We start from the raw sequence: 24,983 nt of genomic DNA on the forward strand, positions 1-24,983 counted from the left end.
ACCCGTGACCTGACGAGTAAACGATGGCTGATTTACCGATCAACGACCTAAACGTCGCCTCCAACGAGACGCTGATCACTCCCGATCAGCTCAAGCGTGATATCCCTCTGAGCGACGCTGCCCTGCGCACCGTCACCAAGGGCCGCGAAGTCATTCGCAACATTCTTGATGGCACCGACCACCGCCTGTTTGTTGTCATCGGGCCTTGCTCGATCCACGACATCAAGGCTGCCCACGAATACGCCGAGCGCCTGAAGGCGCTTGCGGCAGAGGTGTCCGATACCCTGTATCTGGTCATGCGCGTGTATTTCGAGAAGCCACGCACCACCGTCGGCTGGAAAGGCTTGATCAACGATCCGTACCTGGACGACTCCTTCAAGATTCAGGACGGTCTGCACATCGGTCGTCAATTGTTGCTGGACCTGGCCGAGATGGGCCTGCCGACCGCAACTGAAGCCCTCGACCCGATTTCCCCGCAGTACCTGCAGGACCTGATCAGCTGGTCGGCCATCGGTGCGCGCACCACCGAATCCCAGACTCACCGTGAAATGGCCTCCGGCCTGTCCTCGGCAGTCGGCTTCAAGAACGGCACCGACGGCGGCTTGACGGTCGCTATCAACGCCCTGCAATCGGTTTCCAGCCCTCACCGCTTCCTGGGTATCAACCAGGAAGGTGGCGTGTCGATCGTCACCACCAAGGGCAATGCCTACGGTCACGTGGTACTGCGCGGTGGCAACGGCAAGCCGAACTACGATTCGGTCAGCGTCGCGCTCTGCGAGCAAGCGCTGAACAAAGCGAAGATCAAGCCGAACATCATGGTCGATTGCAGCCACGCCAACTCCAACAAGGACCCGGCCCTGCAACCGCTGGTGATGGAGAACGTCGCCAACCAGATCCTCGAAGGCAACCAGTCGATCATCGGCCTGATGGTCGAAAGTCACCTGAACTGGGGCTGCCAGGCGATCCCGAAAGACCTCGCCGACCTGCAATACGGCGTGTCGATCACCGATGCCTGCATCGACTGGTCCGCCACCGAAAACACCTTGCGCAGCATGCATGCCAAGCTCAAGGACGTGCTGCCGAAACGCGATCGCAGCTGATCACTTTTCGCCGCACAAAAAAACGCCGGGCTTGACCCGGCGTTTTTTTATGCGTTCGATTCTTTGAAAGGTTACTGGCTCAGCTTGGCCGCGTGCCGCTGATGACGCTCCATGTAGCGTTCCACGTAGGAACACGATGGAATGACGGTGTAACCCATTTCTTCAGCGTACTCCAACGCCTTCTCGGTCAAGGCGGCCGCTATGCCGCGACCACGCAGCGCGTTGGGCACAAAGGTGCGATAGATATCCAGGGTCTGTTTCCCCAGATCCATATAGGTCAGGTAGGCACGATGACCGTCCACATTGGTCTCGAACTGATGACCAGCCTGGTCATGGTGGATGGACAACGCCTCGCTCATCACTACTCCTCGCGGGTCTGGAATTCTGACCCCTACCTTACCGATGTTTTTCCGGCGAAGGAACATCTACGCCACCCCGTGCCTGAATGGACACCGAGAAGAACTGCACCCATCTCGCGCAACCGAGCACGTATCAAATAGTAGGCACCATTAGGCAGAAATGCTCAAGGTACGCTCGTCATCACGCTGGGGGGCGGGGGTGCTGCTCCGGGTTACGCAGAGACGGCTCGACCAGGATCTCTGAAGGTCGACAGCCTGAACATTGCCGGATGTTGAGACTTAAGACGTGCGCCCTTTGTTAAAGTCACCTGAACATGGAGAAAGATATGAGAGGCGCCACGCAGAATCCGAACAAAAGTGTAGACGAATCCATCTAGACAGACTTTAGCCAAGACTCCGAAAAGAGCTGTGAGCGCGCGGAACTTTTCTTCGGCGGCTCGCTCAGCTCGGGCCTCCCAGCTGGATATTTTTTAAACAATGCAGTTAAAAGTTGCTCGAAAAAGAATCAACGCCTACAATTTTTTTGGCTTCTTGCTTTACGTCAGTTTACTTACGACAAGTAATGGGTAGTATGTACGCCGGCTATTTCCTCAATCTGAGGAGACAGCTAACTTAATAGAAAGTCCTTGAAGGGGAACACGATGAACAACGTTCTGAAATTCTCTGCTCTGGCTCTGGCCGCAGTTCTGGCTACCGGTTGCAGCAGCGTATCGAAAGAAACCGAAGCACGTCTGACTGCTACTGAAGACGCAGCAGCTCGCTCCCAGGCTCGTGCAGACGAAGCTTACCGTAAAGCTGATGAAGCTCTGGCTGCTGCTCAAAAAGCACAACAGACTGCTGACGAAGCTAACGAGCGTGCACTGCGCATGCTGGACAAAGCTAGCCGCAAGTAATAATCCCTCGGGATTGTTATCAAGCCGACCCATTTTTTGGGTCGGCTTTTTTATTGCTCGCTATTTCGTACCGGCAATAAAAAACCCGCCGACGCGGTCAGCATCGGCGGGTTCCTTTCAAGCATTACTGCAACGGGTCGATCGGCGCACTCGTCACCATCGCCGCCGAGGAATTCGGCACTCCGATTTCCACCGGCAGACCATCTTCGGCAGCAACCACGTCGCGGACCACATCCCAGTTCATGCGCAGGTTGTTGGTGATGTCCTCACGCTTGAGCATCGCGTTGATTACCGCGGTGTGTTTGTCGACCACAGAAGGGTTGCCCTTGTCGTCCAGCGGCGTGTGCGCTTCCAGATACACCTTGCCGCCACTGACACCGAACTTGTACGGGTCGCTGATAATGCGCACCGACGTGCCTACCGGCACCATGCTCGCCATTTCCAGCACGTTGTTGTTGAACATGCGGAAGCAACCGTGGCTGGTGCGCATGCCGATGCCGAACTTCTTGTTCGAACCGTGGATCAGGTAGCCCGGCGTGCCCAGCGTGAACTTGAACGGCCCCAGCGGGTTGTCCGGACCGGCCGGCACCACGTTCGGCAGTGGATCGCCATCGGCGGCGTGCTCGGCCTTGATCGACGCTGGAGGGGTCCAGGTCGGGTTCGGCGTCTTGGCGGTGATGCTGGTATGGGCAATCGGCGAGCCCCAGCCTTCACGGCCGATACCCAGCGGGAAGGTGTACACCACGTTCCGGCCTTTCGGGAAGTAATAGAGGCGGTACTCGGCCAGGTTGATGACGATGCCTTCACGCGGACCTGGTGGCAGGATGAAACGCGTCGGCAGCACCACTTCGGTGCCAGCGCCCGGCAGCCATGGATCGACGCCAGGGTTGGCCGCGACCATTTCCGAATAGCCCAGATCGTAGGTGGTGCCAAGGTCGGCGAAGGTATCTTCGTACTTGGCCTTGATCACCTGGACCTGACCGACGATGTCTTCACCGGGTGGTGGCAGGGGCAGCTCCAATGCTGCTACGGGACCCGCCACACAGAGGGCGGCGAGAGACAGGTAGCGGGTGACGGCAGGAAAGCGCGGCAACATCCGGAAAATCCTTCGCATGATCGACAAGGGTATAAAAATAGGATTGTACACCGGTGCCTGGAAAATCGGGGAGTGGACCGATAGCAAGCAATCTATCGCCTTCTAAAGCTCGAAACGAAGTTCCGGCCAGATCGGCGATGTACCGCGTTTTTGCGATTCCAGAATGGCGCGACACAGCGAGCACAGGCGCTGATCCTGGAACACACGGCGATCGACACTCGACCAGCGCGGTTGTGCTGGCAGCAGGCTGCCGCACAAGGTCCGGTCCGCCGAGCCGCCCAACTCCAGTTGACGGGTCACCAGATGTACCCGCACTTCCTGGCAGGCGAACAGATCCAGTTGTTCGTCAGGCTCGATCAGTTGGTAGGCAAAAAGTGACCAGGCAGGACGCGGCATCGGGGGCTCCAAATCGGGGGCGTCACCTTAGCCGAAACACCGCCGCTAGAAAAGCGTCAAAGCAGCGGTTTCAGTGTAGGCCAGACATTTTCCAGCAACTTGCCCTGAGCCCCGGCAGCCGGGTGCAAGCCGTCGGCTTGCATCAAGTCCGGATGACCGCCCACGCCGTCGAGAAAAAACGGCACCAGCGGGATCTTTTTCTCTTCGGCCAGCGTGCTGTAGACCTTCGCGAAGGCCTCGGTATAACGAACACCGTAGTTGGGTGGCAATTGCATGCCGAGCAGCAGCACCTTGGCGCCACTCGCGCGGGAGCTGTCGATCATTGCTGCAAGGTTTTGTTGCAATTGCGTTGGCAGCAATCCGCGCAGGCCATCGTTGCCGCCCAACTCGAGGATTACCAGCTCCGGCTTATGCTCTGCAAGCAGCGCGGGCAGGCGCGCCTGGCCTCCGGCGCTGGTGTCGCCGCTGATGGACGCATTGACCACCTTATCGTCGAAACCTTCGCGCTTGAGCCGTTGCTCGAGCAATGACACCCACCCCAACCGGGTATCCAGCCCGAAACCCGCGCTGATACTATCGCCAACGATCAGGACTGTACCCGCCGCTGCGTTCTGGGCCATGCACATCAAGGCCAGGCCAGCACTCAAAAACCACACACGCATCGGATTCTCCATGGGCGCAAGCATTCTCACCGCGAAGAACCTCAGCAAAGTGGTTCCCAGCGCGGAAGGTGAACTGACTATCCTGCACGAACTCAGCCTGGAACTGAACAAGGGCGACAGCCTGGCCATCGTTGGCGCCTCCGGTTCCGGCAAGTCCACCCTCCTCGGCCTGCTCGCTGGCCTCGATCTGCCGAGCAGCGGTGACGTCACCCTCGCCGGGCAAGCCCTGAGCAATCTCGATGAAGACCAGCGCGCCCGTATCCGGGCCGAGCATGTCGGTTTTGTGTTTCAGTCCTTTCAGCTGCTCGACAGCCTCAACGCCCTGGAAAACGTGATGCTGCCGCTGGAACTCGATGGCCGCAAAGACGCCCGCGAACGCGCCACCGAGCTGCTGCAACGGGTCGGCCTGGGCCAGCGACTGACCCATTCGCCGCGCCAGCTCTCGGGTGGCGAACAGCAGCGCGTGGCGATTGCCCGTGCGTTTGCCGCTGAACCCGATGTGCTGTTCGCTGACGAACCCACCGGCAACCTCGACAGCCACACCGGCGAGCGCATCAGCGATCTGCTGTTCGAACTCAACCAGGAACGCGGCACAACCCTGGTGCTGGTAACCCACGACGAACGCCTGGCACATCGCTGCCGACGCCTGATCCGCCTTGAAGCCGGCCTGCTGGTCGCCCCTCTGGAGCCTTGATGGCACGCCTGCCGCTGTTGCGCCTGTTCAGTCTTGCCATCCGCCAACTGCTGCGCGACGCCCGCGCCGGTGAGTTGCGCGTGTTGTTTTTTGCCTTGCTGGTGGCCGTGGCGGCGAGTACCGCCATCGGCTACTTCGGCGCCCGCCTGAACGGCGCCATGATGCTGCGCGCCACCGAGTTTCTCGGTGCCGACCTGTTGCTTGAAGGCAGCTCTCCCGCGCGACCCGAACAAATTAAAAGCGGCACGGAGCTGGGCCTCGAACACGCTCAAGTGGTGGAGTTTTCCAGCGTCATCGCCACTGACAATGGGATTCAGTTGTCCAGCATCAAAGCTGCCGACGACGGCTACCCACTGCGCGGCGAACTGAAAAGTGCCCCGGCGCCCTTCGCCCCGGAAGAACCCGGTGGCGGACCGAAACCCGGTGAAGCCTGGGTCGAAGCGCGACTGTTGACTGCGCTGGACCTGAAAATCGGCGACAGTATCGACGTCGGCATGCGAACCCTCAAACTGGCGCGAGTGCTGACCTACGAACCGGACCGCGCCGGCAATTTCTACAGCCTGACGCCGCGGGTGCTGATCAACCTCAGCGACCTCGCCGCGACCGGCGTGGTGCAACCCGGCAGCCGGGTCAGTTACCGCGAACTCTGGCGCGGTAAAGCCGAGGCGCTGGAAACCTACCGTCAATTGATCAAACCCGGCCTGGCCGCCAACCAGCGTTTGCAGGATGCCCGCGATGGCAACCGACAGATCGGCGGCGCCCTGGGCAAGGCCGAGCGTTATTTGAACATGGCCAGTCTGGTGGCGGTTCTGTTGTCGGGTGTGGCAGTGGCGCTGTCGGCGACGCGCTTCGCCACCCGCCGATTCGATGCCAGTGCATTGCTGCGTTGTCTGGGGCTGTCCCGACGGGAAACCATGGTGCTGTTCAGTTTGCAACTGACGGTGCTCGGGCTGCTCGCCAGCATCAGCGGCGCACTGATCGGCTGGTTCGCGCAGCTGGGACTGTTCGCGCTGCTGCATGATTTATTACCGACCGACGTTCCACCGGGCGGTCTGTTTCCAGCCATCGCCGGAATCGGCACCGGGCTGGTGGCGCTGGCCGGTTTTGCCTTGCCACCACTGGCGGCACTGGGCCGGGTTCCGCCATTGCGGGTATTGCGTCGGGACATGCTGCCAATTCCGTCCAGCACCTGGATGGTTTATGGCGCGGCATTGGGCGCCCTCGGGCTGATCATGTGGCGCCTGAGCCTGGACCTGGTATTGACCTTCGCCCTGCTCGGTGGCGGTGTGATCGCGGCATTGGTGCTTGGCGGCTTGCTGTTGCTGCTTCTGAAGAGCCTGCGTCGAATGCTGGCGCGCGCCTCTTTGCCATGGCGCCTCGGGCTGGGCCAATTGCTGCGCCACCCGCTGGCGGCAGCGGGACAATCCCTGGCCTTCGGTTTGATTCTGCTGTCCATGGCGCTGATCGCATTGCTGCGCGGCGAGTTGCTGGACACTTGGCAGAACCAGCTACCGAAAAACGCGCCCAACTATTTCGCGCTGAACATCCTGCCGGCGGACAAACAGGCGTTCACCGATCGCCTGATCGAGCTGTCGGCGCAATCCGCGCCGCTGTACCCGGTGGTACCGGGACGGCTGATCAGCGTCAACGGCGAGCCGGTGCAGGAAATCGTCAGCAAGGATTCGGCCGGTGATCGAGCGATCCAGCGCGACCTGAGTCTGACCTGGGCGGCGGATTTGCCGTCGGGCAACAAACTCACGGCGGGCAACTGGTGGACCGAACAGGCGCCGGACGAGATTCCCGGCGTATCGGTAGAAGGCAAAGTCGCCGAAAGCCTGAAGCTCAAGCTCGGCGATCACATGGTGTTTACCGTGGGCGGCGTCAATCGCGAGGCGAAAGTCACCAGCCTGCGGGAGATCAACTGGGACAACTTCCAGCCTAACTTCTTCATGATCTTCCAGCCCGGCACACTGAAGGATCTGCCGGCGACCTACCTGACCAGTTTTTATCTGGCGGCCGGTCATGACCAGCAAATTGTGGATCTGTCCCGGGCGTTCCCGGCGGTGACCATCTTGCAAGTCGAAGCCTTGCTCGAGCAGCTGCGCAGCATCCTTGCCCAAGTCACCCTGGCGGTGGAATACGTGCTGTTGTTCGTGTTGGCGGCGGGGATGGCGGTGTTGTTTTCAGGCTTGCAGGCGACGCTCGATGAACGCATTCGCCAAGGCGCATTGTTGCGAGCGCTGGGGGCCGAGCGGCAACTGTTGGTCAAGGCCCGGCGGATCGAGTTCGGTTTGCTTGGGGCGGTCAGCGGATTGTTGGCGGCGCTGGGTTCGGAACTGGTGAGTCTGGTGCTCTACCGCTACGCCTTCGACCTGCCCTGGCATCCGCATCCATGGCTGCTGGTGTTGCCACTGATCGGCGCGGTGCTGATCGGCGGTGCTGGCGTGTTCGGCACACGTCGCGCGCTGAACGCCAGCCCCCTGACAGTCTTGCGCGAGGGTTGATAGACTCAAGCTCTCTCCACCACAAGAAGTTGCCATGAGCCGTTATCGCCCTCCCCGCACCGCTGGCACCGCGCTGATCACCCCCGAAGGTGAAGCGCGGATGCGGGCCGAGTTTCATGAGCTCTGGCATGTGCGCCGGCCGCAGGTGACACAGTCGGTCAGCGAGGCCGCGGCACAGGGTGATCGCTCGGAAAACGCCGAATACACCTACGGTAAAAAGATGCTGCGCGAGATCGACAGTCGCGTACGCTTTCTCACTAAACGGCTGGAAGCGCTCAAAGTCGTCAGCGAAAAACCGAGCGATCCGAACAAAGTCTATTTTGGTGCCTGGGTCACGATCGAAGACGAAGACGGGAAGGAGTCGCGCTACCGCATCGTCGGGCCGGATGAACTGGATTTGAAACTGGGCCTGATCAGCATCGATTCGCCGTTGGCCCGTGCCCTGATCGGCAAGGCGCTGGACGCCGAGGTTCGGGTCCAGACACCGACCGGTGAGCAGTGCGTGTATATCGTCGCGATCGAGTATCTTTGAGCCGCAGCGTTCAACGCCTCAACGGCGGGTAATCAGCCCCTGTCGGGCAACGCGAATCAATTGCTTGATCACTTCGGGGGCGTCCTCGAGGCTGGGCGATTGAATCACCGCCAGATCGAAACTGTCGCTGGCAAATCGAGCCAGCGATTCACCCTCTTCGACAAACTGGATCAGGAAGGCCGCAGGCCCACCGGTGCGACGTGGCCAGCCATCGAGATAACGCAAAAGTGTCGGCTGATGTTTGCCGCCAAGCAGGATTTTTGGATTGCGCTGGGTCAGGTGTGCCGTGATCGGCGCGGGGCGTATAACGGGGCTTAGTGCATTCATTGTGTCGTGTCTCTGCCTCAAAAGTCTGCATGGCAGGTGAGAGGCAACACCGAACCAGCGCTTTAGCGGTATTTCGAAGCCTGTTTCAAGCTTCTATCGGCAACTGAATGAGTCACCTGGCGCCCCGCAAGTAGCTGTTTAAATCGGCGCATAGGCAGCATCCTAGAGAAGCTGACCGGACAGTGTCAAGAATGACGAGAACAAAAAAGGCCCGCGCAATGCGGGCCTTTTCATTGAACCAGAGCGGTCAGCCAGCGATAGCGCGGTCAGCCGAGAGCTTGCCGGCGCCTTCGATCAACACCGCGATAGTGCCACCGAGCAGGGCCAGGGCGAATTCATAACCGTTGTTGACCATGAACAGACCGTGAGGGAGATGCACCGAGAAGATCGCCACCAGTGAGAGGATGGTCAGGCCCAGGGCTGCCGGGCGAACCAACAAGCCGATGATCAAGGCCAGACCGGCGAAGAACTCGGTACCACCGGCCAGCGTCGCCATCAGGTAACCCGGCGCCAGGCCAATGCTTTCCATGTACTGCGCGGTGCCCGCCAGACCGTAACCACCGAACGCCCCGAAAAGTTTCTGCGAGCCGTGGGCTGCGAAGATGATGCCGACGAAGATCCGCAGAAGGGTCAGGCCGTAGCCAGCGCGGGTAAACAGTACCTTGTTGATCAGTGTGCTCATGCTGTGTCATCCGTTGTCAGTGTGTGTTGGTTGGCCGCTATATTAATCAGTAAATTTCATGTTAAAAGCGCAATAAATGCGCCATAACAATCAGTTTATTCGATCACTTACGTGAGGCAACTTTCTGCCCCTGGGGCTCCAACGACTCCCGCTCCCGATCGAACGCCAAGTAATACTTGTTCACGCTATTAACATAGCTGACGGCGCCCATTCCCACCTGCTCCATGGCGATGCGTTCGACCTGGAAGAACCACTGATTGGGATTCAAACCGCGCCGACGAGCCTCGGCACGCATGCCCTGAACCCGCTCCGGCCCCATATTGTAGGCCGCCAGCACGAACGCCATGCGCTCGCGCTCGTTGAGTTTGGGGCTGGCAAAGAACTTGCGGCGGATCATCGCCAGGTACTTGGCCCCGGCCTGCACATTGGCGTCGAGATCCTGAATGTTGTTGACCCCCACCCGCTGGGCGGCGGACGGGGTGATCTGCATCAGGCCAGTAGGACCGCTGCCACTGCGGGCATTGGGTTGCAGGGCTGATTCCTTGAACGCCAGGGCAGCCAGGTTCAGCCAGTCCATACCTTGGGCTTCGGCGTGCTTCTGCAACACTGGTCGAAGTTTCTCGAGGCGCTGGCGATCAGCCTTGGCCAATGGATAGTGCACTTGATACAGACGTCGATAGATCCGCAGGAACGCGGCATCCTGATCCGATGGTTTTTTGTAACCGATCAGGAAGCGATCAATGCTCGCCCGCAACATTGAGGCGTCGCGGCGCACGAACCAGAACTCTTCGCCCGGCTCACTGATGAGTACCTGCCGATCGAAACGCAACTTGGGCAGGATCTTGCCCCAGCGCTCAGCAATGGGTTGCTCGACGATCGTCAGGTGAAAGATTCCGCCCTGGACCATCTCCAGCACATCCTCGACCGCCAGACTGGGATCGACCCACTCGATGATCACCGGTGGCAGTTTAAGTAGCGCGAGTTTTTGATTGATCTGACTGACCGCGTCCCCGGCGGCACTGCCGGTGGGCAACGCCAGGGTCTTGCCAGAGAGTTGTTCGAGACGGGTGTAACGTCGCTCGCCTTTGATCCCGACCAATATCAACGGGATGTTGCTGGCAATCGGTTCACTGGTGCTGATCGCGTGGCCCGGTTGCAGGTCCAGCAATTCCCCCGGCGCGACCAGATCACCCTCGCCGCGCTGCAAAGCGCCGATCAGTTGATCCTTGCCCTTGGGAATGATCTTGAGGGTAATTTCCTGACCGTCACGGGCGTGACCATTGAGGTACTGCTCGAAGGCACGCAAGCGGTGATATTCAACACCGATGGCCTGGCCCTGGACTTCGCCGGAGCTGTTGCGGCTCTGGTTGACCAACACGCGCAGCACGCGACTGCTGCGGATTTCCGCCAAGTCGCGCACTTTGGCCGAAGGCACGGCTTGCAGCGGCCCGGCCAGACGCGCAACCGCCGGCATCGGCAGCAGCAACGAGCAACACAGCAGTAGCAGAACCGAGGGACGTATCATCCACTCTCCAGAAAGAATACTGGGCCGATCTCAATAATTTTCATGAAATCGAACGACAGAAACAGAGCGCCGTGAGCGCTGGCAAAGTGCGAAAGACTGGCACAGTGATGGCACCTTAGCCACCCTGACCTGTCTCGCGGCATCAAGAGACAGCTTTAACTCGTTGTAGTTCTTGGCTTTTCTTATAAATCTACAGCTCTGATATGCTTTCCGGCCTTTGGTCCGAGGTAGCACCATGCAACTCATCGATATCGGCGTCAACCTGACCAACCCCAGTTTTGCCGACAAACACCAGGCTGTACTCGACCGCGCCTACGCTGCCGGGGTCTGCCAATTGGTGCTCACCGGCACCAGTGTCGAGGGCAGCGAGCAGGCGCTGGAATTGTGCCGGCAACTGGACGAAACGGCTCAACGGCTGTTCGCCACCGCCGGCATTCATCCCCACTGCGCCAGCGACTGGAACGCCGACAGCGCCCAGCGTCTGCGCAGTTTGCTCAAAGAGCCGAACGTCGTGGCGGTGGGTGAATGCGGGCTGGATTTCAACCGTGATTTCTCGCCGCGCCCGCAGCAGGAAAAAGTCCTGGAAAAGCACTTGGAGTTGGCAGTCGAGCTGCAATTGCCGGTGTTCCTCCACGAGCGTGATGCCAGTCAGCGCTTGCTGGAGATCCTTCGCGATTACCGTGATCAATTGCCGGCCGCCGTGGTGCATTGCTTCACGGGCGAAAAGAAGGCGCTGTTCAGTTACCTCGATCTGGATTTGCACATCGGCATCACCGGCTGGATCTGCGACGAGCGCCGGGGCACGCACCTGCATCCGCTGGTGAAAGAGATCAAGCGGGGACGGCTAATGCTGGAAAGCGATGCGCCGTATCTATTGCCGCGCAGTCTGCGACCCAAGCCGAAGAATGGTCGCAACGAACCGGCGTATCTGACCGAGGTGTTGCGGGAAGTGGCGTTGCATCGCGGGGAGAGCGAAGAAGATCTGGCCGCTCACAGCACGGCGTGTGCGCGAGCGTTTTACGGCTTGCCAATGGTCGACTGACGAACCGAACCTGTGGGAGCGAGCAAGCTCGCTCCCACATTATCAGTGGCTGCTGCGCATCATCTCTTTAGGCACGTACTTGCCGATCTCGAACTTGCCGATCGCCGCGCGGTGCACTTCGTCCGGGCCATCCGCCAGGCGCAGGGTGCGCTGCATCGCATACATGTAGGCCAGCGGGAAATCGTTGGACACCCCTGCCCCGCCATGGATCTGGATCGCCCGGTCAATCACCCGCAAGGCCACGTTCGGTGCGACAACCTTGATCTGAGCGATTTCGCTTTTCGCAATCTTGTTGCCCACGGTGTCCATCATGTACGCCGCTTTCAACGTCAGCAGGCGTGCCATGTCGATTTCCATCCGCGAGTCGGCGATTTTGTCGATGTTGCCGCCCAGACGTGCCAAAGGTTTACCGAACGCAGTACGGGTTACCGCCCGTTTGCACATCAGTTCCAATGCACGTTCGGCCATGCCGATTGAACGCATGCAGTGGTGAATCCGACCCGGGCCAAGGCGACCCTGAGCGATTTCGAAGCCGCGTCCTTCGCCCAACAGGACGTTTTCGTAGGGCACGCGGACGTTTTCGAACAGCACTTCGGCGTGGCCGTGAGGTGCATCGTCGTAACCGAACACTGGCAGCGGACGAACGATCTTCACGCCCGGAGCATCCACCGGCACCAGAATCATCGAGTGCTGGGCATGACGCGGCGCGTCAGGATCGCTCAGCCCCATGAAGATCAGAATCTTGCAGCGTGGATCGCAAGCGCCTGAGGTCCACCATTTTTTGCCGTTGATCACCCACTCGTCACCATCACGCACGGCGCGGGCGGCCATGTTGGTGGCGTCGGACGAGGCCACGTCCGGTTCAGTCATGGCGAACGCCGAGCGGATCTCGCCGCGCAGCAGCGGTTCGAGCCAGCGCTGTTTCTGCTCTGCGTTGGCGTAACGCACCAGCACTTCCATGTTGCCGGTGTCTGGCGCGGAGCAGTTGAACGGCTCGGGGCCCAGCAGCGAGCGGCCCATGATTTCGGCCAACGGCGCGTATTCGAGGTTGGTCAGGCCGGCGCCGAGTTCGGACTCCGGCAGAAACAAATTCCACAAACCTTCAGCCTTGGCCTTGAGTTTGAGCTCCTCCATGATTGCGGTCGGCTGCCAGCGATCGCCCTCGGCGACCTGGCGCTCAAACACCGCTTCAGCGGGATAAACGTAGGTGTCCATGAACGCGGTCACGCGCTCACGCAGTTCTTGCACCTTGGGCGAATAAGCGAAATCCATGGGCAGCTCTACCTTTTAATGGAGGGTTTTGATGAGTTGTTCAGGTCATGCAATCGATGCTAGAACAGCTACGAAAATTTACCTAGCCTATTCTCGGCGTGTATTAACATTCATCACCGATATATGATCGGCTGATCGAGAGCCCAACAATAAGAGTGCAGCGCAATGAATCTGAGCAAGGTCGACCTCAACCTTTTCATCGTCTTCGACGCGATCTACACCGAAGCCAACCTGACCCGTGCCGGGCAGATTGTCGGCATTACTCAACCGGCGGTCTCGAACGCTCTGGCCCGTCTGCGCGAGACCTTCAATGATCCATTGTTCGTGCGTACCGCTCAGGGCATGGTCCCGACACCCATGGCGCAGAACATTATCGGGCCGGTGCGCAACGCCCTCTCCCTGCTGCGGGTGTCGGTGCAGGAAAGCCGTATTTTCAACCCGTTGCAGGCGGTCAAAACGTATCGCATCAGCATGACCGACCTCACCGAAGCGGTGATCCTACCGGCACTGTTCCAGCGCCTGCGGCGTCTGGCGCCGACGGTGATCATCGAAAGCTTTCTGTCCAAGCGCCGCGAAACCACCAAGGAACTGGCGGCCGGGCGCCTCGATTTCGCTGTCGACGCGCCGCTAAACACTGACCCGCAAGTGCGCCACGTCAAGTTGATGGAAGACCGTTACGTGTGCGCCATGCGCAAGGGCCATCCGCTGGCGGGTAAAGAGAAGTTCACCCTCGATGATTACCTGTCGCTGACCCACATCCATATCTCCAGCCGCCGTAGCGGTCTGGGCCATGTCGACCTGGCCCTGGGCAAAATGGGTATCCAGCGCAAGATCGCCCTGCGATCCCAGCATTACTTGATGGCATCTCAGGTGTTGCAGCAGACCGACATGGTCATGACCGTGCCGGAACGCTTCGCCCGTCGCCATGACCTGTACTCGGTGAACCTGCCGGTCAACGATGTGCCGCCGGTAGAAACCCACCTCTACTGGCACGAAAGCACTGACCAGGACCCTGCCAACCGCTGGATGCGCGAGCAGATGATCGAGTTATGCCAGCAAGTGACGGCACATGAGAAGAAGCTCGATAAGGTGTAGGGCTTTTTACCGAGTTATCGTTCTTCGCGAGCAAGCCCGCTCCCACATTTGATCTCCAGTGTTCGCACGACCAATGTGGGAGCGGGCTTGCTCGCGAAGAGGCCCGTATGAACACCGAAGATCAGCGCCCCTTGACGTAAACGTCAACCTGCCTTTAGCTTAGCGCTATGACCTTTTTCGAGCGCTTCCATGAGCAGCCAGACCTATAGCATTTCCGACCTCGCCCGCGAGCTCGACATCACCACGCGGGCTATTCGCTTTTATGAAGAGCAAGGCCTGCTCAGCCCCGAGCGACGCGGTCAGGAGCGCATCTACTCGCCCCGTGACAAGGTCAGCCTGAAGCTGATCCTGCGGGGCAAGCGCATTGGTTTCTCCCTGGCCGAATGCCGCGAGTTGATCGAACTCTACGACCCCACCGGCGGCAATCAGAAACAGCTGCAAACCATGCTGACCAAAATCGCCGAACGTCGTGAACAGCTCGAGCAGCAAATGCTCGACATCGAACAGATGAAACTGGAACTGGACACCGCACAGGAGCGTTGCACCCAGGCGCTGGAGCAGACCATCAAAAGCCAGCAGACCGTTCAGTAGTCCTTAACCCACAGGTGAATTGCTTATGTCCCTTCCCGCCCACGTACGCCTGGTCGAAGTCGGCCCGCGCGACGGTCTGCAAAACGAAGCCCAACCCATCAGCGTTGCGGACAAGGTGCAACTGGTCGATGCGCTGACCGCCGCCGGTCTTGGCTATATAGAAGTCGGCAGTTTCGTTTCGCCTAAATGGGTACCGCAAATGGCCGGTTCCGCCGACGTCTTCGCACAAATCCAGCGTAAACCGGGCGTGACCTATGGTGCACTTGCACCGAACCTGCGCGGGTTTGAAGACGCCATTGCAGCCGGGGTCAAGGAAGTGGCGGTGTTCGCCGCCGCGTCGGAATCGTTTTCCCAGCGCAACATCAATTGCTCGATCAGCGAAAGCCTGGAGCGCTTCGTGCCGATCATGGACGCCGCCAGGCAACACGGTGTCAGCGTGCGCGGTTACGTGTCCTGTGTGCTGGGCTGCCCTTACGAAGGTAACGTCGCGCCCGAGCAAGTCGCTCGAGTCGCTCGCGAGCTCTACGCGATGGGCTGCTATGAAGTTTCCCTGGGCGACACCATCGGCACCGGCACCGCTGGCGCGACCCGCAAAATGTTCGACGTGGTCTCGGCCGATGTACCCCGTGAAAAACTGGCCGGGCACTTCCACGACACCTATGGCCAGGCCATGGCCAACATCTACGCCAGTCTGCTGGAAGGCATCTCGGTGTTCGACAGCTCCATCGCCGGCCTCGGCGGCTGCCCGTACGCCAAGGGCGCCAGCGGTAACGTCGCCACCGAAGACGTGGTTTACCTGCTCAACGGCCTGGGTATCGAAACCGGTATCGACCTGGACGCCTTGATTCTGGCCGGTCAACAGATTTGCACGGTGCTGGGGCGACCGACCGGTTCGCGCGTGGCCAAGGCTCGTAGTGCACAGTGAGTGCGCGGATGTGTCCGGGTGTTACCGCTGCGTCTGAAACGTGGGGCACAAGCGAGTAACACGGAAACAAATTGTCGGGTTTTGACTGAACGAAAAACCCGACAAAAATTTAAGACGTTGATTTTAAAGGCTTTTTAAAAGTTGGCACGCCTTCTGCTATCTCTATTGCATAACAAGAACAAAAAAAGCGGCAAACCTAATAAAAATAAGACGTAACGACTCTGACATAACAAAAACAACACGGCAGAGACGCAGCTAACAGATTTTTTTGGAGAGGATGTGCTTTTCAGGGTGCTTTTCGGAGTAACCCGCAACCGGGCAGAGAACAATAAAACTACCTTCAGGTAGCTCCCGAACTGGTTGGATCGCTTAGCGAAAAAGTAGATCAGCGCTCAAAAAAATACGTTTGCTCTTGATCCCGGATGGGGATCGACAAAAACAGCGGTAAAGGGTCACGGTTTCAAAAAACAACAACAGACCGCCCCTCAATAATAAAAAAAGAGCACGCGCAACGACAAAATTAAAGGGGAGCTTCGGCTCCCCTTTGTGCTTTCTGGCGTTTGTAATTTGCAGCGCCACCCCATGTGGGAGCGAGCTCGCTCCCACATGGGATTTTCGTCAGATGTTATTGGTCTTCAACTCCTCGATACTGATCTCACGCATCCGAAACTTCTGAATTTTCCCGGTCACGGTCATCGGAAACTCATCGACGAACTTAAAGTAACGCGGTGTCTTGAAGTGCGCGATGCGCTCCTTGCACCACGCTTGCAGCTCCTGCTCGGTAGCGCTGTGGCCCGGATGGAATTTGATCCACGCGACAATCTCTTCGCCATAACGCGAACACGGAATCCCGATCACTTGCACATCCGCGACTGCCGGATGGGTAAAGAAGAACTCTTCCAGCTCCCGCGGGTAAATATTCTCACCGCCGCGGATGATCATGTCCTTGTTACGTCCGGCAATGCATACGTAGCCTTCATCGTTCATGCTCGCCAGATCACCGGTGTGCATCCAGCCGGCCTGGTCGATGGCTTCCGCGGTGCATTGCGGGTTGTTCCAGTAACCGAGCATCACGCTGTAGCCGCGGGTGCACAGCTCACCGATAGTGCCGCGCGGCACGAGGTTGCCCGCCTCGTCGATGATTTTGCTTTCCAGTTGCGGCTGAGTTCGGCCGACGGTGGTGACGCGCAATTCCAGTTCGTCTGACGGACCGGTCTGCAACGACACCGGACTTGTTTCCGTCATCCCGTAGGCAATCTGCACTTCGCTCATGTGCATTTCACTGATGACCCGACGCATCACTTCGATCGGACAAGTCGCCCCGGCCATGATCCCGGTGCGCAGGCTCGACAGATCAAATTCAGCGCGCTTGGGTTGATCGAGCATGGCGATGAACATGGTGGGCACACCATAGAGCGCGGTGGCCTTTTCCTCAGCGACAGTGGTCAACGTCAGCAGCGGATCGAAGGCATCGTTGGGGTAAATCATGGTGCTGCCGTGGGTCATGCAGCCGAGGTTGCCCATGACCATGCCGAAGCAGTGATAAAGCGGCACAGGGATGACCAGACGATCACTCGCGGTCAGGCCGAGGCTTTCGCCGACCATGTAACCGTTGTTCAGAATATTGTAGTGACTGAGGGTCGCACCTTTCGGGAAACCGGTGGTGCCGGAGGTGTACTGGATATTTACCGCCTGGTCGAAATGCAGGCTGTGCTGACGTTCGCTCAACTGCTCTGCCGACACGCTCCCCGCGAGATCGGTCAATTGCGACCACGGCAGGAAGCCCGATGGCGGCTGAGGATCAAGGCTGATGACACCGCGCAGCTCCGGCAGTCGTTCGCTCTGCAACTTTCCGATGGATTGCTCAGCCAGCTCGGGAACGAGGCTTTGCAGCATTCCGTGATAGTCGGAGGACTTGAAGGCGCCAGCGCAGACCAGCCATTGGCAACCGGATTGCTTCAACACGTATTCAAGTTCGGAGCTGCGGTAGGCGGGGTTGATGTTGACCAGAATCACGCCAATTTTCGCGCTGGCGAACTGGCTGATACACCATTGGGCGCAGTTCGGTGCCCAGATACCCAGACGATCACCGGTCTGCAAACCCAACGCCAACAGCGCTTTGGCATGCAGATCCACGGTTTCGGCCAGTTGCTGCCAGGTGTAACGCAACTGTTGATGGCGCACGACCAGCGCCTCCCCGGTCGGGTACTGCGCGACGGTGTTATCGAATGCCTGGCCGATGGTCATCGCCAGCAAGGCTTTGTCCTGGGAACCGCGGGTATAGCTGCGCTGCGGGCTTGCACTGGGTTGATCCATGACGACCCCTATTGTCTTTATTAGTGGGTTGTTGGAACGAGGCATATGGCTAGCCCCGATCATTCAGAACTGGCTCTACTCTCGCTCAAGTTGACGTTAACGTAAAGGGTGATTGACAGCCATTCGTCACAGGCTTACGTTAACGTAAAGGTGAGAACCACATCACGGCCCTCCCTACCCTACAAAAAAGCCAAAAGGTGACCCATGAGCTACCCATCCCTGAACTTTGCCCTCGGTGAAACCATCGACATGCTGCGCGATCAGGTTCAGTCCTTCGTCGCCAAAGAGATCGCACCACGCGCTGCTCAGATCGACATCGACAACCTGTTCCCCGCCGACCTGTGGCGTAAATTCGGCGACATGGGCCTGCTGGGCGTGACCGTACCGGAAGAGTACGGCGGCGCTGGCCTGGGTTACCTGGCCCACGTGGTGATCATGGAAGAAATCAGCCGGGGTTCGGCCTCGGTCGCACTGTCCTACGGCGCGCACTCCAACCTCTGCGTCAACCAGATCAACCGCAACGGCAATCACGAACAGAAAACCAAATACCTGCCGAAGCTGATCAGCGGCGAACACATCGGCGCCCTGGCCATGAGCGAACCGAATGCCGGTTCTGACGTGGTGTCGATGAAACTGCGCGCCGACAAACGCGGCGATCACTACGTCCTGAACGGCAGCAAGACCTGGATCACCAACGGCCCGGACGCCAACACCTACGTGATCTACGCCAAGACCGACCTGGAAAAAGGCCCCCACGGCATCACCGCGTTCATCGTAGAGCGTGATTCCAAAGGCTTCAGCCGCAGCAACAAATTCGACAAGCTCGGCATGCGCGGTTCCAACACCTGCGAGCTGTTCTTCGATGACGTGGAAGTGCCGGAAGAAAACATCCTCGGCGTGCTCAACGGCGGCGTGAAGGTGCTGATGAGCGGCCTCGATTACGAACGCGTTGTCCTGTCCGGCGGCCCGACCGGGATCATGCAAGCCTGCATGGACTTGATCGTGCCGTACATCCACGACCGCAAGCAGTTCGGCCAAAGCATCGGCGAATTCCAGCTGATCCAGGGCAAGGTCGCCGACATGTACACCCAACTCAATGCCAGCCGTGCCTACCTCTATGCGGTGGCCCAGGCGTGCGAGCGTGGCGAAACCGCTCGCAAGGACGCCGCCGGAGTCATCCTATACAGCGCCGAATGCGCGACCCGAATGGCCCTCGATGCGATCCAGATTCTCGGTGGCAATGGCTACATCAACGAATTCCCGGCCGGTCGTCTGCTGCGTGACGCCAAGCTGTACGAAATCGGCGCCGGCACCAGTGAGATCCGTCGCATGCTGATCGGTCGCGAACTGTTCAACGAAACCCGCTAAACGGAGCTGTCCATGGCTATCCTGCATACCCAGCTCAACCCTCGTTCGGCGGAGTTCGCGGCCAACAGCGCGGCGATGCTCAAACAGGTCGACGCCCTGCACACCCTGCTCGCTAAAGTGCAGCAAGGTGGCGGCCCGAAGGCGCAAGAGCGCCACACCTCGCGGGGCAAACTGCTGCCGCGTGAACGGATCAATCGTCTGCTCGATCCGGGTTCACCGTTTCTCGAGATCAGCCAATTGGCGGCCTACGAGGTGTATGGCGAAGACGTTCCGGCCGCTGGCGTGATTGCCGGGATCGGCCGTGTGGAAGGCGTCGAATGCATGATCGTCGCCAACGACGCCACCGTAAAAGGTGGCTCGTATTACCCGCTGACCGTGAAAAAACACCTGCGCGCCCAAACCATCGCCCAGCAGAACCGCTTGCCGTGCATTTACCTGGTGGACTCTGGCGGCGCCAACCTGCCACGTCAGGATGAAGTGTTCCCGGACCGTGAGCACTTCGGACGGATCTTCTTCAACCAAGCCAACATGAGCGCCATGGGCATCCCGCAAATTGCGGTGGTCATGGGCTCCTGCACCGCCGGTGGCGCGTACGTGCCGGCCATGGCCGATGAGGCGATCATGGTGCGCGAACAGGCAACCATTTTCCTCGCCGGCCCGCCACTGGTAAAAGCCGCGACCGGTGAAGTGGTCAGCGCCGAAGACCTCGGCGGGGCCGATGTGCACTGCAAGATTTCCGGGGTGGCCGACCATTATGCCGAGAGCGATGAACACGCCCTGGCCATTGCGCGACGCAGCATCGCCAACCTCAACTGGCGCAAACTCGGTGAACTGCAACAGCGCACACCCATCGCCCCGCTCTACAACAGCGACGAGCTCTACGGCGTGGTCTCGGCGGATGCCAAGCAACCATTCGATGTGCGTGAAGTGATTGCGCGGTTGGTGGACGGTTCGGTGTTCGACGAATTCAAAGCACTGTTCGGGACGACCCTGGTGTGCGGCTTTGCCCACTTGCACGGTTACCCGATCGCGATCCTCGCCAACAACGGCATTCTGTTCGCCGAAGCCGCGCAGAAAGGCGCGCACTTCATCGAACTGGCTTGTCAGCGCGGCATTCCGCTGCTGTTCCTGCAAAACATCACCGGTTTCATGGTCGGCCAGAAATACGAGGCCGGCGGCATCGCCAAGCATGGCGCGAAACTGGTGACCGCCGTGGCGTGCGCCAAGGTGCCGAAGTTCACCGTGATCATCGGCGGCAGTTTCGGTGCCGGTAACTACGGCATGTGTGGCCGGGCTTACGATCCACGTTTCCTGTGGATGTGGCCGAACGCACGCATCGGCGTGATGGGCGCCGAGCAGGCTGCGGGGGTTTTGGTGCAGGTGAAACGCGAGCAGGCCGAGCGCAGTGGCCAAAGTTTCAGCGCCGAGCAGGAAGCCGAGATCAAGCAACCGATCCTCGACCAGTATGAAGAACAGGGTCACCCCTACTACTCCAGCGCCCGATTGTGGGACGACGGTGTCATCGACCCGGCGCAAACCCGCGATGTATTGGCCCTGGCCTTGTCGGCGTCGCTGAATGCGCCTGTCGAACAGAGCCGCTTCGGCGTGTTCCGGATGTGATCGGGAGAAAATCATGAGCGACTTCAACACCCTCGAACTGCTGACCGACCCGCGTGGTTTTGCCACCCTGTGGCTCAGCCGTGAAGAAAAGAACAACGCGTTCAACGCCGAAATGATCCGCGAACTGATCCTCGCGCTGGACAAAGTGTCGAGCGATGCCAGTCTGCGTTTCCTGTTAGTGCGTGGACGCGGCAAGCATTTCAGTGCCGGCGCGGACCTGGCCTGGATGCAGCAATCGGCCGAACTCGATTACCACACCAACCTCGACGACGCCCGGGAACTGGCGGAGTTGATGTACAACCTCGCCAAGCTGAAGGTCCCGACGCTGGCAGTGGTGCAAGGCGCTGCATTCGGTGGCGCGCTGGGCCTGATTAGTTGCTGCGACATGGCCATCGGCGCCGATGACGCGCAGTTCTGCCTGTCGGAAGTGCGCATCGGCCTGGCCCCGGCGGTGATCAGTCCGTTCGTGGTGCAAGCCATCGGCGAACGCGCGGCACGTCGCTATGCGCTGACTGCCGAGCGTTTCGGCGGACAACGAGCGCGAGAAATCGGCTTGTTATCGGAGAGTTATCCGATCGCTGAGCTGGAACAGAAAGTCGAGCAGTGGATCGACAACCTGTTGCTCAACAGCCCGGCCGCCATGCGCTCCAGCAAGGACTTGCTGCGCGAAGTCGGCCACGGCGCGCTGACCCCGGCACTACGCCGCTACACCGAAAATGCCATCGCCCGAATTCGCGTCAGCCCCGAAGGTCAGGAAGGCTTGCGGGCCTTTCTGCAAAAACGTCCGCCGAGCTGGCAAGCCGAAACCACCACCAAGGAGCCGCGTTGATGAGCGCACCTGTTCTCACCACCCTGCTGGTGGCCAACCGCGGCGAAATCGCTTGCCGGGTGATGCGCACCGCCAAAGCCCTGGGCCTGACCACCGTGGCCGTTCACAGCGCCACTGACCGTGAAGCCCGACACAGCCGCGAAGCGGATATCCGCGTCGACCTCGGCGGCAGCAAGGCCGCCGACAGTTACCTGCAAATCGACAAACTGATCGCCGCCGCCAAGGCCAGCGGCGCTCAGGCGATTCATCCGGGTTATGGCTTTCTTTCCGAGAACGCCGGGTTCGCCCGCGCGATTGAACAAGCTGGCCTGATTTTCCTCGGCCCGCCCGCCTCGGCCATCGACGCGATGGGCAGCAAATCTGCCGCCAAAGCCTTGATGGAAACCGCCGGCGTGCCGCTGGTGCCTGGCTATCACGGTGAAGCCCAGGACCTCGACACCTTCCGCGACGCCTGCGAACGCATCGGTTATCCAGTGCTGCTCAAGGCCACCGCGGGCGGTGGCGGCAAAGGCATGAAAGTCGTCGAGGACGTCAGTCAATTGGCCGAAGCCCTGGCCTCGGCCCAGCGTGAAGCGAAATCCTCGTTCGGCGATTCGCGGATGCTGGTGGAGAAGTACCTGCTCAAACCGCGCCACGTGGAAATCCAGGTCTTTGCCGATCAGCACGGCAACTGCCTGTACCTCAACGAACGTGACTGCTCGATTCAGCGTCGGCACCAAAAAGTCGTTGAAGAAGCACCCGCTCCAGGCTTGAGCCCGGAACTGCGTCGCGCCATGGGTGAGGCCGCCGTGCGATCGGCACAGGCCATCGGCTATGTCGGCGCCGGCACCGTGGAGTTTCTGCTGGATTCTCGCGGTGAGTTCTTCTTTATGGAGATGAACACGCGCCTGCAAGTCGAACACCCGGTCACCGAAGCCATCACCGGCCTCGATTTGGTGGCCTGGCAGATTCGTGTGGCCCGCGGCGAAGCGCTGCCGATGACTCAAGCCGAGGTTCCGCTGATCGGCCATGCCATCGAAGTGCGGTTGTATGCCGAAGACCCGGGCAATGATTTCCTGCCGGCTACCGGTCGACTGGAACTGTATCGTGAATCCGCGCAAGGTCCGGGACGGCGGGTGGACAGTGGCGTCGAAGAAGGCGACGAGATCTCTCCATTCTACGACCCGATGCTCGGCAAACTGATTGCCTGGGGCGAGGATCGTGAACAGGCGCGACTGCGGCTGCTGAGCATGCTCGATGAGTTTGCCATTGGCGGGCTCAAGACCAACATCAACTTCCTGCGCCGAATAGTCGGCCATCCGGCGTTTGCTGCGGCCGAACTGGATACCGGGTTCATTCCGCGTTATCAGGAAGAACTGCTGCCAGTCGCCTCGGACCTCAGTGACGAATTCTGGCAAGCCGCCGCCCAGGCGTTTGCCCAAAGCCAGCCGAGTTCTCCACGAGCCGATGACCCGGTTTCGCCTTGGGCCAACAGCAATGGTTTCCGTGCCGGACTGCCGACAGAAATCACCCTGCACTTGAGTTGTGAAGGCCAGGATCGCGCGCTGACGTTGGGCGACGCTGATGCCCACACCGCTCAACTCAAGGGCGAGCAACTGCTAATCGAGCACAACGGCCTGCGCCGCCAACATCGGGCAATCCGCCGTGGCGACGTTCTGTATCTGCAATGGAAAGGTGAATTGCGCCGCATCGAGTCCTACGACCCGATCAGTGCCGTCGAAGCCAGCCACAGCCATCATGGCGGGCTGACCGCGCCCATGAATGGCAGCATCGTGCGGGTACTGGTGGAAGCCGGGCAAACGGTCGAAGCCGGGGCGCAACTGGTGGTGCTGGAGGCGATGAAAATGGAGCACAGCATTCGTGCGCCACACGCTGGGGTGATCAAGGCGCTGTATTGCCAGGAAGGCGAGATGGTCAGTGAAGGCAGTGCGTTGGTCGAGTTTGAAGAAGCATGAAATGAAGATCGGTCCTACGTCTTGCGAGGACCGATCTGATTAGAACCTGGCTGTCGCCTGAACCACCACGCCGATAATTCGGCACTCTTCGGTGTAAAGGGCTTTCGGATAGGTCGGATTGAGCGGGACCAGGTAACGCTGCCCGCCCTCTTCGATCAGCTTGCGAAAGGTCGCCTCGGCGCTGTCCGGCCACTGGGCGATCACCAGTTTTCCGGGTTCCGGCACGATGGCCGGGTCCACCAGGATCATCATGCCTTCGGCAATGCTGATACCCGTGGGCGCGGTCATCGCATCGCCCACCACACTCAGCCAGAAGGCCGGGCCCTGGGCGTGGTAGTCGGTCAGCTCGAAGCGTTCCTCCTTGCGATACACCGTCAGCTCACCATCGCGCAGCTGCGCCGGCTCCTTCCAGTCACTGACCGGGTAGCGGAAGTACGGGTTGTACTTCAGCGCCAGAGGCATCTCCTCCTCTTCCAGGATGAGTGGTTCGCGGATCACCAGCACCACTTCGAGAAAGTCCATGCCCAGCGCCTTCAACACACGGTTCATGTTGACGACGCCGGGGTCGCGGCGTTTGTTCAGCCAGTGGCCGACGCCGCCCTGGGACATCCCGAGGCGATCTGCGAGTTCTTCTTGAGTGACTTTGAGTTCACTCATCTTGGCCTTGACCAATTCAATCCATTTATCCATGTGCGGCACGATACGTGGGCGCCTCCGGCCATCAAAACACAAATTGTAGTATTTAATCTCTCGTCATAAATACAGTACGTACTAGGATTGGTTCACGGATCTGAATCTATCACGGAGCTTGCCATCGCCATGTCCATCCCCTGCAACGACCTGCCTGACATGCAAATCGACACTTCCCTCACCTCGCCAAAAGGCTCTGCCGCCGCGCAACGAGCGCTGGACTATTACTTGAAACCAGCTGTTTCAGAGGAAGTGGTCGAAGAACGTTTCTTTGACGTAAACCGCAACATCAGCTGCGAAGAGGCTCTGGTCCATGCCACGGATTTGCTACGTTGTGCCGCCGCCATCGCGTACGAGTCAGCCAGCAATTTGCAGGGCGCAAGTCGGGACCTGGCGTTTTCGGCGGTGCACATGATCGACATGGCCAGGGCGATGGTAGATCGATCCCTGGAGGGCGATCAGAACGGGTGAGACACGGGTGCTTGCGAGGAGGACAGGAAAGATTTTTCC

Annotated in this window: 24 protein-coding genes; 14 read left to right on the forward strand and 10 right to left on the reverse strand. The window is 59.6% G+C overall.

Annotated features, from left to right (window positions below; genetic code table 11):
- Nucleotides 1-23 precede the first annotated feature (23 nt).
- Nucleotides 24-1,100 carry a 3-deoxy-7-phosphoheptulonate synthase gene (locus ACYZTZ_RS18125; RefSeq protein WP_056740324.1) on the forward strand — a complete coding sequence of 359 codons (1,077 nt, stop codon included), beginning with the start codon at nt 24-26 and terminating at the stop codon, nt 1,098-1,100.
- Nucleotides 1,101-1,171: 71 nt separating this feature from the next.
- Here ACYZTZ_RS18125 and ACYZTZ_RS18130 read toward each other — a convergent pair whose 3' ends face one another.
- Nucleotides 1,172-1,459, reverse strand: a complete 288-nt coding sequence (locus tag ACYZTZ_RS18130; protein ID WP_008057026.1) for a GNAT family N-acetyltransferase — start codon at nt 1,457-1,459, stop codon at nt 1,172-1,174.
- A 641-nt stretch (nt 1,460-2,100) separates the two neighbouring features.
- On the opposite strand from ACYZTZ_RS18130, the gene oprI reads away from it, so the two are divergent.
- The gene (oprI, locus tag ACYZTZ_RS18135) at nt 2,101-2,352 is read left to right on the forward strand and encodes an outer membrane lipoprotei OprI (protein ID WP_002553018.1); all 252 of its coding nucleotides are present in this window, start codon (nt 2,101-2,103) and stop codon (nt 2,350-2,352) included.
- A 124-nt stretch (nt 2,353-2,476) separates the two neighbouring features.
- On the opposite strand, the gene ACYZTZ_RS18140 is transcribed toward oprI, so the two are convergent.
- From ACYZTZ_RS18140 to ACYZTZ_RS18150, 3 genes are all read right to left on the reverse strand, one after another.
- The gene (locus tag ACYZTZ_RS18140; protein ID WP_461999232.1) at nt 2,477-3,448 is read right to left on the reverse strand and encodes a L,D-transpeptidase family protein; all 972 of its coding nucleotides are present in this window, start codon (nt 3,446-3,448) and stop codon (nt 2,477-2,479) included.
- 102 nt (nt 3,449-3,550) lie between these two features.
- Nucleotides 3,551-3,844 (reverse strand): hypothetical protein, encoded by a 294-nt coding sequence (locus tag ACYZTZ_RS18145; RefSeq protein WP_003226812.1) that lies wholly within the window; start codon nt 3,842-3,844, stop codon nt 3,551-3,553.
- A 56-nt stretch (nt 3,845-3,900) separates the two neighbouring features.
- Complete coding sequence (locus ACYZTZ_RS18150; RefSeq protein ID WP_461999233.1) at nt 3,901-4,506, reverse strand: arylesterase; 606 nt, start codon at nt 4,504-4,506, stop codon at nt 3,901-3,903.
- Nucleotides 4,507-4,516: 10 nt separating this feature from the next.
- On the opposite strand from ACYZTZ_RS18150, the gene ACYZTZ_RS18155 reads away from it, so the two are divergent.
- The 3 genes from ACYZTZ_RS18155 to greB are packed head-to-tail and all read left to right on the forward strand — an operon-like array spanning nt 4,517 to nt 8,236.
- Nucleotides 4,517-5,200 (forward strand): ABC transporter ATP-binding protein, encoded by a 684-nt coding sequence (locus ACYZTZ_RS18155; protein WP_033057202.1) that lies wholly within the window; start codon nt 4,517-4,519, stop codon nt 5,198-5,200.
- Nucleotides 5,200-7,704, forward strand: coding sequence for an ABC transporter permease (locus ACYZTZ_RS18160; protein WP_461999234.1), 2,505 nt, complete (start codon nt 5,200-5,202; stop codon nt 7,702-7,704). The genes ACYZTZ_RS18155 and ACYZTZ_RS18160 overlap by 1 nt, the downstream gene beginning before the upstream one ends.
- 34 nt (nt 7,705-7,738) lie before the next feature.
- Nucleotides 7,739-8,236, forward strand: a complete 498-nt coding sequence (greB, locus tag ACYZTZ_RS18165; RefSeq protein WP_033057207.1) for a transcription elongation factor GreB — start codon at nt 7,739-7,741, stop codon at nt 8,234-8,236.
- Between the two features lie 18 nt (nt 8,237-8,254).
- Here greB and ACYZTZ_RS18170 read toward each other — a convergent pair whose 3' ends face one another.
- The 3 genes from ACYZTZ_RS18170 to ACYZTZ_RS18180 all read right to left on the reverse strand — a co-directional run bounded on the left by ACYZTZ_RS18170 (nt 8,255) and on the right by ACYZTZ_RS18180 (nt 10,770).
- Entirely contained in the window at nt 8,255-8,563 is a 309-nt protein-coding gene (locus ACYZTZ_RS18170; RefSeq protein ID WP_008148504.1) for a hypothetical protein, read from the reverse strand.
- 247 nt (nt 8,564-8,810) lie between these two features.
- Nucleotides 8,811-9,245 (reverse strand): DoxX family protein, encoded by a 435-nt coding sequence (locus ACYZTZ_RS18175; protein WP_461999235.1) that lies wholly within the window; start codon nt 9,243-9,245, stop codon nt 8,811-8,813.
- A 103-nt stretch (nt 9,246-9,348) separates the two neighbouring features.
- A complete protein-coding gene (locus ACYZTZ_RS18180; RefSeq protein ID WP_461999236.1) occupies nt 9,349-10,770 on the reverse strand; it encodes an MltF family protein in 1,422 nt (473 codons plus the stop codon).
- 235 nt (nt 10,771-11,005) lie between these two features.
- Here ACYZTZ_RS18180 and ACYZTZ_RS18185 point away from each other — a divergent pair, with 235 nt between their 5' ends.
- Nucleotides 11,006-11,812: a TatD family hydrolase gene (locus tag ACYZTZ_RS18185; protein WP_111449043.1), complete on the forward strand. Its 807-nt coding sequence runs from the start codon at nt 11,006-11,008 to the stop codon at nt 11,810-11,812.
- A gap of 42 nt (nt 11,813-11,854) precedes the next feature.
- Here ACYZTZ_RS18185 and ACYZTZ_RS18190 read toward each other — a convergent pair whose 3' ends face one another.
- Nucleotides 11,855-13,084 (reverse strand): acyl-CoA dehydrogenase, encoded by a 1,230-nt coding sequence (locus tag ACYZTZ_RS18190; RefSeq protein ID WP_461999237.1) that lies wholly within the window; start codon nt 13,082-13,084, stop codon nt 11,855-11,857.
- A 165-nt stretch (nt 13,085-13,249) separates the two neighbouring features.
- Between ACYZTZ_RS18190 and ACYZTZ_RS18195 the strand changes: the two genes are divergently transcribed.
- The 3 genes from ACYZTZ_RS18195 (at nt 13,250) to ACYZTZ_RS18205 (ending at nt 15,695) form a co-directional block, all read left to right on the forward strand.
- Nucleotides 13,250-14,179, forward strand: a complete 930-nt coding sequence (locus ACYZTZ_RS18195; RefSeq protein ID WP_046047541.1) for a LysR family transcriptional regulator — start codon at nt 13,250-13,252, stop codon at nt 14,177-14,179.
- A gap of 189 nt (nt 14,180-14,368) precedes the next feature.
- Nucleotides 14,369-14,770 carry a MerR family transcriptional regulator gene (locus ACYZTZ_RS18200; protein ID WP_046047542.1) on the forward strand — a complete coding sequence of 134 codons (402 nt, stop codon included), beginning with the start codon at nt 14,369-14,371 and terminating at the stop codon, nt 14,768-14,770.
- Nucleotides 14,771-14,795: 25 nt separating this feature from the next.
- Complete coding sequence (locus ACYZTZ_RS18205; protein WP_461999238.1) at nt 14,796-15,695, forward strand: hydroxymethylglutaryl-CoA lyase; 900 nt, start codon at nt 14,796-14,798, stop codon at nt 15,693-15,695.
- 618 nt (nt 15,696-16,313) lie between these two features.
- Here ACYZTZ_RS18205 and ACYZTZ_RS18210 read toward each other — a convergent pair.
- The gene (locus ACYZTZ_RS18210; protein WP_461999239.1) at nt 16,314-18,011 is read right to left on the reverse strand and encodes an AMP-binding protein; all 1,698 of its coding nucleotides are present in this window, start codon (nt 18,009-18,011) and stop codon (nt 16,314-16,316) included.
- Nucleotides 18,012-18,215: 204 nt separating this feature from the next.
- Here ACYZTZ_RS18210 and ACYZTZ_RS18215 point away from each other — a divergent pair, with 204 nt between their 5' ends.
- From ACYZTZ_RS18215 to ACYZTZ_RS18230, 4 genes are read left to right on the forward strand one after another with little or no spacing between them, the layout of a single operon-like run.
- Nucleotides 18,216-19,379 (forward strand): isovaleryl-CoA dehydrogenase, encoded by a 1,164-nt coding sequence (locus ACYZTZ_RS18215; protein ID WP_046047545.1) that lies wholly within the window; start codon nt 18,216-18,218, stop codon nt 19,377-19,379.
- 12 nt (nt 19,380-19,391) lie between these two features.
- Nucleotides 19,392-20,999 carry a carboxyl transferase domain-containing protein gene (locus tag ACYZTZ_RS18220; RefSeq protein WP_461999240.1) on the forward strand — a complete coding sequence of 536 codons (1,608 nt, stop codon included), beginning with the start codon at nt 19,392-19,394 and terminating at the stop codon, nt 20,997-20,999.
- Nucleotides 21,000-21,012: 13 nt separating this feature from the next.
- On the forward strand, nt 21,013-21,828 hold the full coding sequence (locus tag ACYZTZ_RS18225) for a gamma-carboxygeranoyl-CoA hydratase (protein ID WP_056740299.1): 816 nt from the start codon (nt 21,013-21,015) through the stop codon (nt 21,826-21,828).
- Nucleotides 21,828-23,783 carry an acetyl/propionyl/methylcrotonyl-CoA carboxylase subunit alpha gene (locus ACYZTZ_RS18230; protein WP_461999241.1) on the forward strand — a complete coding sequence of 652 codons (1,956 nt, stop codon included), beginning with the start codon at nt 21,828-21,830 and terminating at the stop codon, nt 23,781-23,783. Before ACYZTZ_RS18225 ends, ACYZTZ_RS18230 begins: the two co-directional genes overlap by 1 nt.
- Before the next feature lie 39 nt (nt 23,784-23,822).
- Here the strand turns inward: ACYZTZ_RS18230 and ACYZTZ_RS18235 are convergent, their stop codons facing one another.
- Entirely contained in the window at nt 23,823-24,473 is a 651-nt protein-coding gene (locus ACYZTZ_RS18235; protein WP_461999242.1) for a LexA family protein, read from the reverse strand.
- Nucleotides 24,474-24,602: 129 nt separating this feature from the next.
- Between ACYZTZ_RS18235 and ACYZTZ_RS18240 the strand changes: the two genes are divergently transcribed.
- Nucleotides 24,603-24,944, forward strand: coding sequence for a DUF6124 family protein (locus tag ACYZTZ_RS18240; RefSeq protein ID WP_046047549.1), 342 nt, complete (start codon nt 24,603-24,605; stop codon nt 24,942-24,944).
- Nucleotides 24,945-24,983: the final 39 nt, after the last annotated feature.

This window comes from Pseudomonas sp. LB3P58 (assembly GCF_054897895.1).

What these genes read in the sequence shown, in the direction of transcription:
- ACYZTZ_RS18180 (WP_461999236.1), bottom strand. Translation starts at nt 10,770, where the DNA reads ATGATACGTCCCTCGGTTCTGCTACTGCTGTGTTGCTCGTTGCTGCTG.
- ACYZTZ_RS18125 (WP_056740324.1), top strand. Translation starts at nt 24, where the DNA reads ATGGCTGATTTACCGATCAACGACCTAAACGTCGCCTCCAACGAGACG.
- greB (WP_033057207.1), top strand. Translation starts at nt 7,739, where the DNA reads ATGAGCCGTTATCGCCCTCCCCGCACCGCTGGCACCGCGCTGATCACC.
- ACYZTZ_RS18140 (WP_461999232.1), bottom strand. Translation starts at nt 3,448, where the DNA reads ATGTTGCCGCGCTTTCCTGCCGTCACCCGCTACCTGTCTCTCGCCGCC.
- ACYZTZ_RS18185 (WP_111449043.1), top strand. Translation starts at nt 11,006, where the DNA reads ATGCAACTCATCGATATCGGCGTCAACCTGACCAACCCCAGTTTTGCC.
- ACYZTZ_RS18160 (WP_461999234.1), top strand. Translation starts at nt 5,200, where the DNA reads ATGGCACGCCTGCCGCTGTTGCGCCTGTTCAGTCTTGCCATCCGCCAA.
- ACYZTZ_RS18175 (WP_461999235.1), bottom strand. Translation starts at nt 9,245, where the DNA reads ATGAGCACACTGATCAACAAGGTACTGTTTACCCGCGCTGGCTACGGC.
- oprI (WP_002553018.1), top strand. Translation starts at nt 2,101, where the DNA reads ATGAACAACGTTCTGAAATTCTCTGCTCTGGCTCTGGCCGCAGTTCTG.
- ACYZTZ_RS18205 (WP_461999238.1), top strand. Translation starts at nt 14,796, where the DNA reads ATGTCCCTTCCCGCCCACGTACGCCTGGTCGAAGTCGGCCCGCGCGAC.
- ACYZTZ_RS18215 (WP_046047545.1), top strand. Translation starts at nt 18,216, where the DNA reads ATGAGCTACCCATCCCTGAACTTTGCCCTCGGTGAAACCATCGACATG.
- ACYZTZ_RS18150 (WP_461999233.1), bottom strand. Translation starts at nt 4,506, where the DNA reads ATGCGTGTGTGGTTTTTGAGTGCTGGCCTGGCCTTGATGTGCATGGCC.
- ACYZTZ_RS18240 (WP_046047549.1), top strand. Translation starts at nt 24,603, where the DNA reads ATGTCCATCCCCTGCAACGACCTGCCTGACATGCAAATCGACACTTCC.
- ACYZTZ_RS18235 (WP_461999242.1), bottom strand. Translation starts at nt 24,473, where the DNA reads ATGGATAAATGGATTGAATTGGTCAAGGCCAAGATGAGTGAACTCAAA.
- ACYZTZ_RS18155 (WP_033057202.1), top strand. Translation starts at nt 4,517, where the DNA reads ATGGGCGCAAGCATTCTCACCGCGAAGAACCTCAGCAAAGTGGTTCCC.
- ACYZTZ_RS18220 (WP_461999240.1), top strand. Translation starts at nt 19,392, where the DNA reads ATGGCTATCCTGCATACCCAGCTCAACCCTCGTTCGGCGGAGTTCGCG.
- ACYZTZ_RS18225 (WP_056740299.1), top strand. Translation starts at nt 21,013, where the DNA reads ATGAGCGACTTCAACACCCTCGAACTGCTGACCGACCCGCGTGGTTTT.
- ACYZTZ_RS18130 (WP_008057026.1), bottom strand. Translation starts at nt 1,459, where the DNA reads ATGAGCGAGGCGTTGTCCATCCACCATGACCAGGCTGGTCATCAGTTC.
- ACYZTZ_RS18230 (WP_461999241.1), top strand. Translation starts at nt 21,828, where the DNA reads ATGAGCGCACCTGTTCTCACCACCCTGCTGGTGGCCAACCGCGGCGAA.
- ACYZTZ_RS18200 (WP_046047542.1), top strand. Translation starts at nt 14,369, where the DNA reads ATGAGCAGCCAGACCTATAGCATTTCCGACCTCGCCCGCGAGCTCGAC.
- ACYZTZ_RS18170 (WP_008148504.1), bottom strand. Translation starts at nt 8,563, where the DNA reads ATGAATGCACTAAGCCCCGTTATACGCCCCGCGCCGATCACGGCACAC.
- ACYZTZ_RS18145 (WP_003226812.1), bottom strand. Translation starts at nt 3,844, where the DNA reads ATGCCGCGTCCTGCCTGGTCACTTTTTGCCTACCAACTGATCGAGCCT.
- ACYZTZ_RS18195 (WP_046047541.1), top strand. Translation starts at nt 13,250, where the DNA reads ATGAATCTGAGCAAGGTCGACCTCAACCTTTTCATCGTCTTCGACGCG.
- ACYZTZ_RS18210 (WP_461999239.1), bottom strand. Translation starts at nt 18,011, where the DNA reads ATGGATCAACCCAGTGCAAGCCCGCAGCGCAGCTATACCCGCGGTTCC.
- ACYZTZ_RS18190 (WP_461999237.1), bottom strand. Translation starts at nt 13,084, where the DNA reads ATGGATTTCGCTTATTCGCCCAAGGTGCAAGAACTGCGTGAGCGCGTG.